Origin of the sequence: Aureimonas sp. AU40, from assembly GCF_001463785.1 — a bacterium.
Taxonomy (GTDB): Bacteria; Pseudomonadota; Alphaproteobacteria; order Rhizobiales; family Rhizobiaceae; genus Aureimonas.
On record NZ_BBWL01000035.1, the window covers coordinates 1 to 15401 of the forward strand.

Annotated in this window: 13 protein-coding genes; 3 read left to right on the plus strand and 10 right to left on the minus strand. The window is 66.7% G+C overall.

The features are described from left to right. Window positions 1-65: 65 nt before the first annotated feature. The 3 genes from AUL32_RS11745 to AUL32_RS11755 form a co-directional block, all read right to left on the minus strand. On the minus strand, window positions 66-770 hold the full coding sequence (locus AUL32_RS11745) for a GntR family transcriptional regulator (RefSeq protein WP_061973149.1): 705 nt from the start codon (window positions 768-770) through the stop codon (window positions 66-68). Between the two features lie 141 nt (window positions 771-911). Beyond that, window positions 912-1220, minus strand: a complete 309-nt coding sequence (locus AUL32_RS11750; RefSeq protein WP_062115112.1) for a Dabb family protein — start codon at window positions 1218-1220, stop codon at window positions 912-914. 111 nt (window positions 1221-1331) lie between these two features. Further along, entirely contained in the window at window positions 1332-3002 is a 1671-nt protein-coding gene (locus tag AUL32_RS11755) for an AMP-binding protein (RefSeq protein ID WP_062115115.1), read from the minus strand. 201 nt (window positions 3003-3203) lie between these two features. Between AUL32_RS11755 and AUL32_RS11760 the strand changes: the two genes are divergently transcribed. Both AUL32_RS11760 and AUL32_RS11765 read left to right on the plus strand, forming a co-directional pair. Next, the gene (locus AUL32_RS11760; protein ID WP_062115118.1) at window positions 3204-4394 is read left to right on the plus strand and encodes a M20 metallopeptidase family protein; all 1191 of its coding nucleotides are present in this window, start codon (window positions 3204-3206) and stop codon (window positions 4392-4394) included. Window positions 4395-5194: 800 nt separating this feature from the next. Then, on the plus strand, window positions 5195-5722 hold the full coding sequence (locus AUL32_RS11765; RefSeq protein ID WP_062115121.1) for a gamma carbonic anhydrase family protein: 528 nt from the start codon (window positions 5195-5197) through the stop codon (window positions 5720-5722). A 77-nt stretch (window positions 5723-5799) separates the two neighbouring features. Here the strand turns inward: AUL32_RS11765 and AUL32_RS11770 are convergent, their stop codons facing one another. Next, entirely contained in the window at window positions 5800-6000 is a 201-nt protein-coding gene (locus AUL32_RS11770; RefSeq protein ID WP_062115330.1) for a heavy-metal-associated domain-containing protein, read from the minus strand. Between the two features lie 323 nt (window positions 6001-6323). Here AUL32_RS11770 and AUL32_RS11775 point away from each other — a divergent pair, with 323 nt between their 5' ends. After that, window positions 6324-8801, plus strand: coding sequence for a heavy metal translocating P-type ATPase (locus AUL32_RS11775; protein WP_062115124.1), 2478 nt, complete (start codon window positions 6324-6326; stop codon window positions 8799-8801). A gap of 24 nt (window positions 8802-8825) precedes the next feature. On the opposite strand, the gene AUL32_RS11780 is transcribed toward AUL32_RS11775, so the two are convergent. The 6 genes from AUL32_RS11780 to hslV form a co-directional block, all read right to left on the minus strand. Then, on the minus strand, window positions 8826-9644 hold the full coding sequence (locus tag AUL32_RS11780; protein ID WP_062115126.1) for a potassium channel family protein: 819 nt from the start codon (window positions 9642-9644) through the stop codon (window positions 8826-8828). A 297-nt stretch (window positions 9645-9941) separates the two neighbouring features. Further along, window positions 9942-11084: an AAA family ATPase gene (locus AUL32_RS11785; protein WP_062115130.1), complete on the minus strand. Its 1143-nt coding sequence runs from the start codon at window positions 11082-11084 to the stop codon at window positions 9942-9944. Between the two features lie 195 nt (window positions 11085-11279). Beyond that, on the minus strand, window positions 11280-12140 hold the full coding sequence (locus tag AUL32_RS11790; protein WP_244497833.1) for an SDR family NAD(P)-dependent oxidoreductase: 861 nt from the start codon (window positions 12138-12140) through the stop codon (window positions 11280-11282). Window positions 12141-12201: 61 nt separating this feature from the next. Further along, window positions 12202-13233, minus strand: a complete 1032-nt coding sequence (locus tag AUL32_RS11795) for an aldo/keto reductase (RefSeq protein ID WP_062115132.1) — start codon at window positions 13231-13233, stop codon at window positions 12202-12204. A 105-nt stretch (window positions 13234-13338) separates the two neighbouring features. Continuing rightward, a complete protein-coding gene (locus AUL32_RS25230) occupies window positions 13339-14466 on the minus strand; it encodes a hypothetical protein (protein ID WP_156421445.1) in 1128 nt (375 codons plus the stop codon). A 192-nt stretch (window positions 14467-14658) separates the two neighbouring features. Then, window positions 14659-15219, minus strand: a complete 561-nt coding sequence (gene hslV, locus AUL32_RS11800; protein ID WP_061977570.1) for an ATP-dependent protease subunit HslV — start codon at window positions 15217-15219, stop codon at window positions 14659-14661. Window positions 15220-15401 lie beyond the last annotated feature (182 nt).

The window sequence follows — 15401 nt, forward strand, 5'->3', positions numbered from 1 at the left end:
CGACCCGCCGCTCGCTGGGTCGCTATCCCTCGTTTAGAATGGGCGAATTCAAGAACAAGACGCGATCAGAGCGCGACATCCAGCTTGCCGCCGCGCGAGAAGAAGCGCTGCACCTGCTCCACGATCTGCTCGGCATGGATGCGGGCGAGATGCTCGGCACCAGCCAGATCGCGCGCGGCGATCTTGAGGATCATCTCCTCGTGCTCGTCCACGAACTGGCGCGGCAGGCGGTCCTCGTAGGACTCGTAATAGATGCGCAGGATGCGCCGCCCCTCGTCCAGCAAACGGTTGAACAGCGCGAAGAAATACGGATTGCGCCCCGCTTCCGCGATCGCGGCATGGAAGGCGGCGTTGGTGGCGATCATGGCGAGCGCGTCCTGCGCGGCCACGGCCTTCGCGAACGCGGCCTGCTCGGCGCGGATCGTCTCGAGATCCGCCGGCTTATGGTGCTCGGCGGCGAGGCGCGTCGTCACCCGGTACATCAGCACCAGCGCGTCGAAAAAGGCGTGCAGGTTCAAGAAGTCGATGTTGGACACCATGGCCGAGCGGTTGGGCAGCGTCGTCACCAGCCCCTCGCCCGACAAGCGCACCAGCGCCTCGCGGATCGGCGTGCGCGACATGCCGAAACGCTCGGCCAGTTGCACCTCGTCGATCGGGCTGCCCGGCGGCAGGACGAGGTCGAGGATCTCGTCGCGCAGGAGGTCGTAGACCATCTTGACGCCGGAGCCGCGCTTGCGTTCGGGAAGGGGCGGCTCGGCGGCGTCGGACATGGACGATCCCCAATAGTTCAAAGAGTGGCTGGTTCGAAGGGCGGTTCGGGCGCGGGCATGGGCCCGGCGCGGGTTTCTCGCCAGCGTCAGGCGGTCGAAAAACTCTTGTACACAAAGCTTATCCACATCGGGAATGGAGTCTCACGTCGCCAGATCGAAAACGAGCAGGCCAGAGACCCCGCCCTCCGCCGCAGTGACGATGCGCTTTCCCACCGCGACATGGTCGGGATGTACGAGATAGCGGTCGTGCGCGTCCGCGTTCTCGAAGGTGACGACGAAGCCGTCGAGAAAGCCGCCCTGCAGCCCTTCCGGCGAGACGTTGGGGCCGCAGGACACCGAGATCATGCCGGGGATCACGTCCCGCAGCGCCGCGAGCGCCGCGTAGATCGCCTCGCGCTCCTCCGGCCGAAGCGTCGCCTTGAAGCGAATCCACACGCAATGCAGGATCATCGAGCCCTCCCCCAGCTTCCGTCTCTCCCGGCCGTCGTCTCCCGTCGAGACCGCCCGCGCCCGCTCGGCGCGAGCGATGACCGGGCCGGGCCGGGCCGCCGACCATTCCCGTCAGTCCCGTAAGGCGCGGCGCAGCACCTTGCCGACGCCGCTTTTGGGCAGTTCGTCGCGGAATTCGATCTCGCGCGGGCGCTTGTAGCCGGTCAGGTTGTCCCGGCAATATTGCTTCACCGCGTCCTTGCTGAGGCTGGCGTCGGAGCGCACGAGGAAGAGCTTCACCGCCTCGCCCGAATTCTCGTCCGGCACGCCGATCGCCGCGGCCTCAGCAACCCCCGGCATGCGCGTCACCACATCCTCGATCTCGTTGGGATAGACGTTGAAGCCGGACACGTTGATCATGTCCTTCTTGCGGTCCACGATGCGGATCGCGCCCGTTTCGTCCATCACGCCGATATCGCCCGTCTTGAACCAGCCGTCCGGCGTGAAGGCGCGGCGCGTGTCTTCCGGCCGGTTCCAGTAGCCGGCCATGACCTGCGGCCCGCGAATGCCGATCTCGCCGGTCTGGCCGAGCGGCAGTTCGGTCTCGTCGTCGCCCAGGATGGCGAACTCGGTGGACGGCAGCGGATAGCCGATCGTGCCGGTGTAGTCCTTACTGGTGACGATGTTGCAGGCTGCCGAGGGCGAGGTTTCCGACAGGCCGTAGCCCTCGCAGATGCTCGATCCCGTGAGCTTCAGCCATTGGTCGGCCGTGGCCCGCTGCACCGCCATGCCGCCGCCGACCGAGAGCACCAGCCGGCTCCAGTCGACGCTGCCGGCGTCCTTATGCCGGGCGATGGCGCCGAACAGCGTGTTGACGGCGGGAAAGAGGTGGAAGGGTCCGCTGTTCAGCGCCTTGATGACGGCGGGGATGTCGCGCGGATTGGGGATCAGGAGGTTGCAGCCGCCCTGGCGCAGCGACAGCATCATGTTCACGGTGAAGCCGAAAATATGGTAGATCGGCAGGGCGCAGACCGTCACCACCGGTTCGCCCGCCGGCACCAGCCGCGTCGCCGGGGAGTTCCAGAGTTCGGACTGCAGCACGTTGGCGACGATGTTGCTGTTGGTCAGCGTCGCGCCCTTGGCGAGGCCCGTCGTGCCGCCGGTATATTGCAGCACCGCCGGCTCCTCGGGCGTGCGGCGCACCGGCTTGAAGGGCCCGCCCCGCCCCTGCTTCAGCGCGTCCCGCCAGCGCACCGCGCCGGGCAAGCTGTAGCGCGGCACCGCGCGCTTCACATGGCGCAGCACGAAATTGACGAGATGCCCCTTGAGGCCCGGCAGCATGTCGCCGACGCCCGTCACCACGATATGCTCGACGCTCTTCACCTGAGGCCGGCACTGTTCCAGCGTATGGGCCATGTTCTCCAGCACCACCACCGCCCGCGCGCCGGAATCGTTCAGCTGGTGCTCGAGTTCGCGCGGCGTGTAGAGCGGGTTGGTGTTGACCACCACGAGACCCGCCCGCACCGCGCCGGCCACCGCCACCGGATATTGGAAGACGTTCGGCATCATCAGCGCGATGCGATCGCCGGGCTTGAGGCCGAGACCCTGGAGATAGGCGGCGAACTGGGCCGAGGCGCTGTCGAGCTGGGCATAGGTGAGGTCCACGCCCATCAGCCGGAAGGCCGGCCGCGCCGCGAAGCGCTCGAAGGCCTCGTTCAGAAGATCGGCCAGGGAGGCATAGGGAACCGGTCCCAGCTCCGCCGGCATGCCCTCGGGGTAATGCGCCAGCCACGGCTTGTTCATGTCCGCTCCTCCCTGCCTCGTTGTCGAGGTCTCCCCTATGACGTAGCGCAAGGCGGGCCGGAACAGAATACTCTTCCGTAAACGTCAATGTCATTTGTTCGCGCGCCTCGCCCTTGGGCTGGAAAACCGGGGCGAAACGCGGGACAAGACGGCTCGCGTGCGCCCGCATCGAACCCGGGCGAAAGAGATGGGGCGGATCGCATGAGCAGCAATCACATCGGGGCGCGGATCGAGGCCATCGCCGGCGAGATCGAGCCGGCGCTCGTCGCCATCCGGCGCGACCTGCACGCCCATCCCGAGCTCGCGCACGAGGAGGTGCGCACCAGCGGCGTGGTGGCGCGCGAGCTCGCCCGGCTCGGCGTGTCCCATCGCACCGAGGTCGGCGGCACCGGCGTCATGGGCACGATCGATACCGGCCGCCCCGGCCCGACCGTGCTCCTGCGCGCCGACATGGACGCCCTGCCGATTCAGGAACAGACCGGCCTTCCCTTCGCCTCCACCATCCCCGGCAAGATGCATGCCTGCGGCCACGACCTGCACACCGCTACGCTGATCGGCGTCGCCGAGGTGCTCCAGCGCATCGCCCCGCTTCTGTCGGGCCGCATCGAGCTGATGTTCCAGCCGGCGGAGGAAGTGTCCGACAGCGGCGCGGCCAGGATGATGGCCGACGGCGCGCTGGAGGGCGTCGACCTCGCGCTCGGCTTCCACAACTATCCCGGCGAGCCGGTCGGCAGCTTCTCCTTCGTGCCGGGCGTGGCCGGCGGCTCGTCGGACGAGTTCACGATTACGGTGAAGGGCCGCTCGGGTCATGCCGCGCGGCCCCATCTCGCCGCCGATCCGATCGTCGCGGCGGCGACGCTCGTCCTGCAGCTGCAGACCATCGTCTCGCGCGAGATGGACCCGATGCGCCCCATCGTGCTGACGCTCGGCGTCATCGAGGGGGGGCTGGCGCCCAACATCATCCCGGACGCGGTGCGCCTTCGCGGCACGGTGCGCACCCATCTGGAAAGCGACCGCGTGGCGATGGAGGAGGCGATCCGCCGCCACTGCGCCGGCGTGTCCGCCTCTTTGCGCGTCGACTGCGCGCTGGAATGGGAGCGCGGCACGCCGCCGCTGGTCAGCAATGAGGGCGTGATGCGGGCGACGCTGCGCGCGGTGGAGGGCCATTTCGGCAAGGACGCCCTCCTCCAGGCCCGCCCTTCGCTCGGCGCCGAGGATTTCGCGCTGATCGGCGAAAAGGTGCCGGCCTTTCAGCTCGGCATCGGCGCGATGACCCCGGGGCGGCGGGACGAGTTGCACAATTCGGACTACCAGCCGGACGAGCGCGCCATCCGCAACGGCGTCGTCGCCCTCTCGCTCGCCGCCTGCGAACTGCTCAGCCCCAGCGTCTGAGATCTTTTGGCAAGCCGGTCGCATCGGTTCGTCGGCGTTTTCCCGCTGTGCTGCTGGGCAAGCCCGGCCGCACGGAGAACCTTTTCCGATCTTCGCAGATGCGCCCCTCGCATCCCTCCGGCTCGGCGGCCCGCCGCCGCGTTGTCGAACAGTCTCCGGGCGGATGCCGGCTTATCAGGCGAGGCGCAACTCGCTACCGGGCGGCCGTCTCGACTTGCGTTGGGTTGGACGGTCAAAGACTTGCAGCGCGAGCAGGAGCGCGGAACTCGCCTGAGGCCGCCGGCCCCTCATCGAACCCAAGCACGACTTGCCGTCGGCTCGCATTCGCTGCGAAAAGCCCGGGCGGCGAGAGCGATGAAAAGTCCTGCGGTCGACCGGCAGGCTCCTGCCCATACGCTCCGACGCGCCATCGCATCATGGAGGTTCGGCACCGCGCGAGTGTTGGAACATCATTCGGCAACTCGCCGTCGCGTTGTCGAACCGTCTCCGAGCGGACGCCGGCTTATCGGAGAAGGCGCGGATGCCGAGCGGCACGAATTCATTTGGGGCGGATTGGGAGAGCGAAGGTTTGCTGCACGAACGGGAGCACCGGCTTCGCCTAAGACCGTCGGCCCCTCGGTGAACCAAAGCCAGACTCGTCATCGGCTCGCATCCGCCGCGAAAGCACAAGCGGTGAAGGCTAGGACTATTCCAACCATCAGTCCGCAGGCCTCTTGCCCGGCACGCCGGGTTTCACCGAGGCGCATCCCGGATGTAAGCTGACCGGCGCCCTGCCCATCCACCCCTGCCGAGAAGACCCGATGCCCGTCTATGCGCTCGACGACCTCACCCCCCGCCTGCCGCCGGAGAACCGCCTTTATCTCGCGCCCGACGCCCATGTGATCGGCGACGTGTCGCTTGGCGAGGATGTCGGCATCTGGTTCGGCGCGGTGCTGCGCGGCGACCGGGCCTCGATCACCGTCGGCCCGCGCAGCAACATCCAGGAAGGGGCCATGCTGCATGTCGACCCCGGCTTTCCCCTGACGATCGGCACCGGTTGCACGATCGGCCACCACGCCATCGTCCATGGCTGCACGATCGGCGACAACACGCTGATCGGCATGGGCGCGACGGTTCTGAACGGCGCGCGCATCGGCGCCAACTGCCTGGTCGGCGCCGGCGCGCTGGTGACCGAGGGCAAGGAGTTCCCGGACGGCTCGCTCATCGTAGGCGTTCCGGCCAAGCTCGTGCGCCCGCTGGACGAAGCGGCGTTGGCCGGTCTCAAGCGCTCGGCCGCGACCTATGTCGAGAACGCCGAACGGTTTCGAAACGGGCTGCGGCGGCTTTAGGCAAGCCCGCCCAAGGCGGCGCTACGGCGTCAGCCCGACGGGTCCCTGGCCCTGCGCCCCCAGGCCGGAGACAGGGATCAGCGCGACAGGATCTGCGAGGGATAGCCGGCCTGCGCCAGGGCGGCGAGCAGCGCCTCGCCGTTTGCTGCCGTCGTCACCTCCGCCGTGCCGCCGAGCCGGTCCACCACCACTTCGGCCGCCGGGTCGAGCCGCTGGATGGCCCGCGTCACCGAGCGTGCGCAGCCCTCGCAGCTCATGTCCTCGATGCTGAGTTTCATGTCCGTCCTCTCCGTTTCGAGGCGAAACATGGGGGTCGATGCCCCCGCTCGGCAAGCCCCGGAAGGCCCCGCACCGCCTGCCCTTGACCTTCCCGCGCGGGAGGCTTCCATCTGAAGGGGGCGGCCCCAACGGGCCTGCGGTTCACGAGTGACCGACAGACCTCTAGGGTGGAGGATGGTCAAGGACTTTCGCTGAGGGTGGGACGCGCGGCTTGCGAGGACGCAAGGCTTGAAACGATCCCGATGCCCACGGCGAAACGATCCGGCCAGCCGACCCTGGAGGGTCCGTCGGGCGCTCCATCCCCTCCGCCGGAACAGCTGCCATGACCCAGACGCTCCCCGCCCGCTCTCCCGCCGCCTCGCTCGTGCTGCCCGTCGAAGGCATGAGCTGCGCCTCCTGCACGGGCCGGGTGGAGCGCGCGCTCGCGGCCGTGCCGGGCGTCTCGCAGGCTTCGGTTAATCTCGCCACCGGCGAGGCGACGGTTCGCTTTGCTGGCAAAGCCGATGCCGAGGCCGCCATCCGCGCGGTGGAGGAGGCCGGCTACGACGTGCCCTCGCGCCGCCTCGCCTTCACCGTCGAGGGCATGAGCTGCGCGTCCTGCACGGGCCGAGTGGAGCGCGCGCTCGCTGCCGTGCCGGGCGTCTCGGAGGCGTCGGTCAATCTGGCGACGGGCGAAGCCCATGTCGCGGCCTCTCCGGCCATCGGTCCGGACGATCTTGTCGCCGCCATCGAGGCGGCGGGCTACGACGCGCGCTTGCGGGACGACACGCCGCCCACCGCGCGGCGGGACGAGGCGCGGGCGCGCAGCGAGGCTGAAACCCGCGCCCTGAAGCATCGCGCGCTTCTGGCGTTGCTACTCGCCGCCGCGCTCTTCGTTCTGGAAATGGGCGGCCATCTCGTGCCCGCGCTTCATCACGCCGTCGCCGCCGGCATCGGGATAGAGACGAGCTGGCTCCTGCAATTCGCGCTGGCCAGCGTCATCCTCTTCGGCCCGGGTCTTCGCTTCTATCGCATCGGCCTGCCGCTCCTGTTCAAGGGCGCGCCGGACATGAACTCGCTGGTCGCGATCGGCACGCTCGCCGCCTATTCCTATTCCGCCCTCGCCACCTTCGCCCCCGCGCTTCTGCCGCCCGATGCCCGCCATGTCTATTTCGAGGCGGCGGCGGTGATCGTGGCGCTGGTGCTGCTCGGCCGCTGGATGGAGGCGCGCGCCAGGGGGCGCACGGGCGAGGCGATCCGCGCGCTCGCTCGGCTGCAGCCCACTGAAGCCGAGCGGATCGGGCCGGACGGAGCGCGCACGCGCGTTCCCGTTTTGCAGCTGCGCGCGGGAGACCGCGTCGCGATCCGCCCCGGCGAGCGGGTGCCGGCCGATGGCGCGGTGGAGGAAGGCGAAAGCTTCGTCGACGAGTCCATGCTGACCGGCGAGCCCGCGCCCGTCGCCAAGACGCCCGGCGCGCCGCTCACCGGCGGCACGGTGAACGGCGCCGGCGCGCTGACCCTGCGGGTCGAGAAGACCGGCGCGGATACGGTTCTGTCGGGCATCCTGCGCATGGTGGAAGAGGCGCAGGGCGGCAAGCTGCCGATCCAGGCGCTGGTGGACCGGGTGACGCTGCGCTTCGTGCCGGCGGTGATCGCCGTCTCGCTTCTGACCTTCGCGCTGTGGATGATCTTCGGCCCCGCCCCCGCCCTGCCCCAGGCGCTCAGCGCGGCGGTGGCGGTTCTCATCATCGCCTGCCCCTGCGCCATGGGTCTGGCGACACCGACCTCGATCCTGGTCGGAACAGGTCGCGCGGCGGCGCGCGGCATCCTGTTCCGGCGCGGCGAGGCGCTCCAGGCGCTGGCCGAGGTCCGGCTCGTCGCCTTCGATAAGACCGGCACGCTGACGCTCGGCCATCCCACGCTGGAGCGGATCGTCCCCGCGCCGGGCTTCAGCGAACAGGACGCGCTGCGCTTTGCCGCCTCGGCCGAGGCGCGCTCGGAGCACCCGGTCGCCCACGCCCTGACGCAGGCCACCACCGCTCAAGGTCTGGCGCTGGCGCCCGCCACCGCCGTCTCGGCCCTGCCGGGCCTCGGCCTTCGCGCCGAGGTCGAGGGGCGACGCGTCGAGATCGGCGCGGCGCGCTTCATGGCGACGCTCGGCCTTTCCACCTCCCGCTTCGACGCGGAGGCCGAGGCGCTGGCGGCCAGCGGCGCGACGCCCGTCTTTCTCGCGCTGGACGGCGTTCTGGCGGCGCTCTTCTGCGTCAGCGATCCTCTGCGCGAGGACGCGGCGGAGGCCGTCTCCGCCCTGCACCGCGCTGGGGTGAAGACCGCCCTCGTCAGCGGCGACGACCGGCGCACGGCGGCGAGCGTCGCGCGCCGGCTGGGGATCGACATCGTGGTCGCGGAAGTGTTGCCGGAGGGCAAGGTTGAGGCGGTGAAGCAGCTCCGGCGCGAGCACGGCCGCGTTCTCTTCGTCGGAGACGGCATTAACGACGCGCCGGCGCTGGCCGTCGCCGATGTCGGCATGGCGATCGGTTCAGGAACGGACGTCGCAATCGAGGCGGCGGACGTGGTGCTCGTCGCGCCCTCGCCCGGCAACGTGCCGCGCGCACTGGCCCTTTCGCGCTCCACCCTGCGCAACATCCGTCAGAATCTCGGCTGGGCCTTCGGCTACAACGTCATCCTCATTCCGCTCGCCGCCGGCGTGCTCACCCCCGCTTTCGGCCTGTCGCTTTCGCCGGTCTGGGCGGCGGGCGCCATGGGCCTGTCGAGCACGCTGGTTCTCCTCAACGGCCTGCGCGCCGGGCGCGAGACATGAGGTTTCACGTGAAACAGTGATGCTTCAGTCCGCGCCTTCGTCGGGAATGGCGAGGATATGGCCGCAGGCCTTGCAGTGCACCGCGTCCGGCTCGTGCCGCTGGAGGGCGCATTTCGGACAGGAGAAGAAGACCTTGTAGGGCTTGAACAGGGCCTGTGCGAGCCGCACGAAGAGCGAGATGCCGACAATCATCGTGACGATCGCCGTCAGCTTGCCCGCCGTGCCGGGCAGCGTGATGTCGCCGAAACCCGTGGTCGTCACGGTCGCGACCGTGAAGTAGAGCGCGTCGACATAGCCCTCCAGCCCCGAGCCGTCCTCGGCGAAGAACGTGTAGATGAAGCCGGTGATGAGGAAGAGGCAGGTCAGAAGGTTGATCGAGGCGCGCCCGACATCCTCCCACTCCCGGTAGCCCCGCCGGCGCAGCGAGCGCCAGAACAGGTCGTTCTTCGACAGGGTCCAGAGCCGCAGAATGCGCAGGAAACCGAGATTGGCGAAGGTCAGCGGGGCCAGCAGCGTGGCGAGCACGACGAAGTCGACCCAGACCGTCGGCCGCAGGATCCAGGCCCGGAACGAGCGCGCCGCCAGCGCCCGCGCCGAAAGATCCACCGCCAGAAGCACGGCGATGGAATAGTCGATCCACAGAAAGCTCGGCCGCCCTTCCAGAACGGGCGCGAAGATGAAGAACACGATGATCGCGAGATCGACCGTGCCCACCGCCCACTGAAACCGCTCCGCCCTCGGCTCGTCGCCGACATAGAGCGCCCGCAGCGTCTCGCGCCATTTCGCATGGCGGACGGACGGTTGCGGGCGGGCGGAAGGGCGTCGGGAAAGCGGCTTGTCCATGAAGGGCGATGTAGCGGACGCCCGGCCGCTTGCTAAGGGCCGACGGAAGGATGGAGAGGGTGAATGCGCGCTTGACCGGCTCGCCAGAGGCGGGCGTTTCCGATAATCCAGTCGAACGCCTCTGCGAGTCTTGCGCTTTCGCCTCGTTGGACCAGGCGCCAAGCTGCGCCGCGCTCGGCCCTCGTCAGAGGCTCCGCTCTTCCCTCAAACCCTCGGCCTGTTCACCCGTGACGATGGGCGTCTCGCCGGCGTGGACGATTCCTCGCAGGCCTTCGCCGCGACGCTTCCAAACCGCTCCTATCGCTTCGGCCATATCCAAACCGGGCGCTCCACCTCTGGCGCGTCGGTCTCCCCGAACTGCTTTTCGAGCCGGATTTCCGCCATGCCGCCCTCCTCCCGCAGCGCCGAGATCAAGGCCTCGCTGTGGCTCACCACCACGATCTGCGCCTCTACTGATGCCATCGTTAGCAGCCGGGCGAGCGAGGGCATGAGCGAGGGGTGCAGGCTGGCCTCGGGCTCGTTCAGAACCATCAGCTCGGGCGGGCGGGGCGACAGGAGCGCGGCGGCCAGAAGCAGATAGCGCAGCGTTCCGTCCGACAACTCGGCGGCGCCGAGCGGGCGCAGGAGCCCGTGCTGGCCGAGGCGCAGGCCCGTCTCCTCCACCGAAAGCCGCGATCCGGGAAAGGCCTGCTCGATCGCTTCGCCCAGCGCCGCCCCGTCACCGATCGCCAGGATCGTGGCGATGGCAGCGGCAAGGTCCGCACCGTCGCCTGCCAGAACCGGCGTGTAGGTCATGACCTGCGGGCGGCGCGCCGGGGCGTCGGGGTCGGTGCGCAGCGCGTCGTAGAAGCGCCAGTCCCGCATCCGCTCGCGCAGCGCCAGAAGCTCGTATCCGTCGCCGGGGTCGGCGCAATGGGTGACCATGGAATCGAAGGGCGATAGGCCTTCCATCGCCTCGCGCCATTCGCCCGTGGCTGTGGTGCGAAGCCGTACGAGACCGTTGCGCCGTTCGGCGAACTGCGAGGCGCGCGTCAGAACTTCCCCCGTCCACATCGCCTCCAGCTTGATCGCGGGATCGAGCGGAAACGGGTTCTCGGGGCTGGGAAGCCCGAGGTCGATCGCGTAGCCGAAGGCCTCGCCGCCGAAGCCGAGCTTCAGGCCGACCGGCTGCGTCCGCGGCGTACCCTGGATGGGCTGGCGGCCGGTGCGCATGGCGCGGGTGATGGCTTCGGGGCCGGCCCAGAGCGTCGAGGACAAGCCGCCCTCGGCGGCGAGCGAGCCGATCAGCCGGCCTTGCGCGATTTCGGCGAGAAGCCGCAGCGAGCGATAAAGGCTGGTTTTGCCGCTGCCATTGGCGCCGGTGACGAGGGTAAGCCGTCCCAGCGGAACCACGAGGTCCCGCAGCGAGCGATAGCCGGACATGGCTAGGGTCGTGATCATAGGGCGGCCTCCCGGTCAGCCGTCGATGCGCCTTGCAGCGCTTCATAAAACTGGAGGAGTCGAGAGTCTCGACCTTTTCGCCGCCGACATCATGCGAAGGGAGGAACCGTTCAAGCAGTCCTCCCAAGTGCCGATGCGCCCCGTAGAGATGGGTTCGACCAAAAAGGGCTTAGGCTCCGGACGCTCGCTGCTCCCTCACGGCGCGATCCGCTGCCCGTCCCAGGCGAAGCAGCCACCGCTGTCTTCTGGCGTCAGGCCGGCGAGGACGCGCAGGAGATGGTCGGCGGCCGTTGGGGGCGAAACCGTGGGGGCGTTGCGGGCGAAGGGGGCGCTGAGGCCGGTTTCCACCGTGCCGGGATGCAGCGCGACGCAGAAGGCCTCCGGGTGCGTGCGTTTGAGTTCCAGGCTTAGCGTCTGGACGATCATGTTCAGCGCCGCCTTGGAGGCGCGGTAGCCGACCCAGCCTCCGAGCCGGTTGTCGCCGATCGATCCGACGCGGGCCGACAGGGCGGCGAAGGCCGCGCGCCCCTCGCGCGGCAGAAGCGGCAGCATGTGCTTGGCGACCAGCGCCGGGCCGGTGGCGTTCACTGCGAAGAGCCGCGCCAGCGCCTGGGGGTCGATCTGCCGCCAGGTCTTTTCCGGCTGGACGCCCTCGCCATGCAGAAGCCCGGTCGCCACCAGCACGAGATCGGGCGCCCCCGCCTCGGCAAGGCTCCGCGCCGCAGTGGCGATCGAGGCCTCGTCCAAAAGGTCGATCCGCCCGGCGCGGATCGCGGGATGCGCGGGCGCGGCGCCCGAGCGTGAAAAGGCCGAGACATCCGCCCCGCCCTCCGCAAGCGCCAGCGCCAGCGCGCCGCCGACTCCGCCCGAGGCGCCGATCACGACGGCGCGGCGAAAGGGCGAGACGGCGCTCACCCGCCGCGCCCTCGCCTTGCGGCGTGCGTTGGAGGATCGGCGCGCCAGCATCCAGCGCAGCGACTGACGCTCGATCCGGCCCGCCGCGCCAAGCCTTGCCGACCGGCCGCACCGCGCCGGTCGCCCGAGGCGAGCCGCCACTGCGAAGCCGGTGTCGGGCCGAACGGCCGCGCCCGACTGAGCGAAAGGCGCCCTCGCACCCTCACCAGCGCGTCGGCTTCGGGTTGCGCTCGTCGAAATCCTTCTGATGCCAGTAGGGATAGACCGGCTCGCGGTGCGAGGCCTTGTCGAGACGCTCCACCTGATCGGCCGAGAGGCTCCAGCCGACCGCGCCCAGATTCTGCTTGAGCTGTTCCTCGTTGCGCGCGCCGACCACGATGTTGCAGACGCCGGGGCGCTGGAGCAGCCAGTTCAGCGCCACCTGCGCGACGCTCTTGCCCGTCTCGGCCGCCACCGCGTCCAGTGCGTCCACCACGTCGTAGACGGCCTCGTCCGACACCGGCGGCCCGCCCACTGCGCCGCCCGAGGCGATGCGCCCGTCCTTGCTTGGCTGGCCGCGACGGATCTTTCCGGTCAGCCGGCCCCAGCCGAGCGGGCTCCAGACCATCAGCCCGACGCCCTGGTCGAGCCCGAGCGGCATGAGCTCCCACTCGTAGTCGCGCCCGATCAGCGAGTAGTAGCCCTGATAGGCGACATAGCGGGCGAGCCCGTGCTTCTCGGAGGTCGCGAGCGACTTCATCAGGTGCCAGCCCGAGAAGTTGGAAGCGCCGATATAGGAGATCTTGCCGGCGGTGATGAGATCGTCCAGCGCCCGCAGCGTCTCGTCCACCGGCGTCGACGCGTCGAACCCGTGCATGAAGTAGACGTCGATATGGTCGGTCTCCAGCCGCTTGAGGCTGGCCTCGCAGGCGCGCACGAGATGGTGGCGCGACGAGCCGACCTCGTTCGGCCCCTCGCCGCTGCGGAAGGTCCCTTTGGTCGAGATCAGGACGCGCTCGCGTTTGCCCTTGAGCGCCTGGCCGAGCACCTCTTCCGAAACGCCGGCGGAATAGACGTCGGCCGTGTCGAAGAAATTGACGCCGTGGTCGAGGCAGAGATCCACCATGCGGGACGCATCCGCCACGTCCGTGGCGCCCCAGCGCTGGAAGAACTCGTTCGACCCGCCGAAGGTGGCCGTGCCGAGGCTGAGAACGGGCACTTTCAGGCCGGATTGGCCGAACCGCCGATACTCCATGGGATGGGCTCCTTTCAAACTAGGCTGCGTTCAATTCCTCATCAGCCAAGCCGTAGAAAATAGTGACTTTTGTTTATGTAAATAGCTCAGAACTAAAAAAGAGTATCACTGCAAATCTTTATTGACATCCAAATCGAAATCATCCTTCATGAATTCCAGTATCCTTTCCTCAAAAGCGTAATATGGTTTCCTTGCCTCAGATGGGTTCAAAGAGAGCAAAATCGCAGTCAAAGAAGCCAATTGCACCAATGTGGAAAGCATCTGATTCCTATCCCGGTCAGAGTGCAATCCAGCATTAAACTCTTCCACTAACCTGTCGACTTGCAAGCCAATCACTTTGAGATTGTCAGCATCCTCGACGTTAGAATCTACATACGCCCAAATACGGTTCTTGTACTGTCCGCTCCCAACCTTTTTTCCCTTGTATGAAATATCACTAGGTGGGAACAAAACATCTGCGAGTTTCTCTAAGTATCTACGCCCAGAAATCGCAACTTGAGCAACGTCTTCTTCATGCCTAGCACGCTCAAGCGCTGCCACTGCCGCGCCCAACACATTGAATAATTTTGGATTCAAGTCCTCCAGAATCATCGCCAGCTCAGAAGAGCCGTCTGCACCACCCTCCAAATATGGAGAAAACATTCTTTTAAAGCTTTCAACCTGCGTAAAATGTTCTATTGTATCATAGTCATCAAATATCGTTTTGTGAGCACCTTTGTCTTCCCAATCAACATCGGAAAAACCAAGATTCTGCAAAGATTGCAATTCGAACCTGTCTTTCTCGTCTTCCTCGCCCATTGTATAAAAAATACGACAGGTCTTACCTTGGACTCTGTATCGCAGTATCATTGAATTTCGAAAGAGAGCCAAGTGAGGCCCGTATGAGTAATCCACTTCCGTATATCCTATGTAAGCCTCATCATTGGTAAGTCCTTCGTGCAATTCATGCGCTATACTGAGAGTTACATTCTCAAAAATGAGGGCATAAACAGTAGCCCTATTGAACGTTGAGTGGAGTCTTTCCCCAATATAATTATTCATCGTATGGGAAAAGTAAGTCCGATAGAGCAATTCAGGCGGTCTCCCATAAGTCAGGACATCACCAACGGAAATCTTCATATGACGATCGGACTTCTGAATCACGCCGACAGCCATAACTGCCTCAAGTATTGGGGGCCCGTAGTAGCCACCGTATTTTTCGACGTCAGAATTAAACAGAAACGCAATGTTCATATACAAATCCATATTCTGAATTATACAATTTTATCAATATAAAAATATCAATCTCCTAAATTCTGATGTTTATTTCACAGATTCTCAAGGATTGAATAAGTATATCGAGTCTGCCGATAGTGTGATCTCGCGTGAATGGGGCCGCCGAAGCATCGCGATGCAGCGACCCCGCCCGCCTCAAACGCTCCAACCTCACACCTCGGATTCGAGGCTTTCTAGCACCACGTTGTCGTTGGTGTAGATGCAGATTTCGCCCGCGATCTTCATCGCCCGGCGCGCGATCTCCTCGGCGCCGAAATCGGTCTCGGCCAGGGCGCGGGCTGCCGCGAGGGCATAGTTGCCGCCCGAGCCGATCGCCATCACGCCGTTCTCCGGCTCCAGCACGTCGCCATTTCCGGTCAGCGTCAGCGTCACCTGCCGGTCCGCCACGATCATCATCGCCTCCAGCCGACGGAGATAGCGGTCCGTGCGCCAGTCCTTGGCCAGTTCCACGCAGGCGCGCGTCAGCTGGTCGGGATATTGCTCGAGCTTCGCTTCCAGACGCTCCAGAAGCGTGAAGGCGTCCGCCGTCGCGCCCGCGAAGCCCGCAATCACCTGCCCGTTCTTGCCGAGCCGGCGCACCTTCTTCGCGTTGCCCTTCATCACCGTGTTGCCCAGCGACACCTGCCCGTCGCCCGCCACCACCACCACGCCGTTCTTGCGAACGGTCACGATCGTCGTGGAATACATCTGCGCGGGATCGTGGCGTTCCATCATCTCTCATGCCCTTCCAACCAAACTCCGGCCCCATATGGGTGGCCAGGGGCACCCGCGCCAAGGGGGCGAGCGAGGGTCGTGGGCAAGGCGGGGCTGCCGCCCCGAACCCCGCCCGGGGCCTGACGCCCCGGGACCCCCGCTTTCTTTTGGGACTCTTTTCCGAAGTTCGGGAGGGCCAG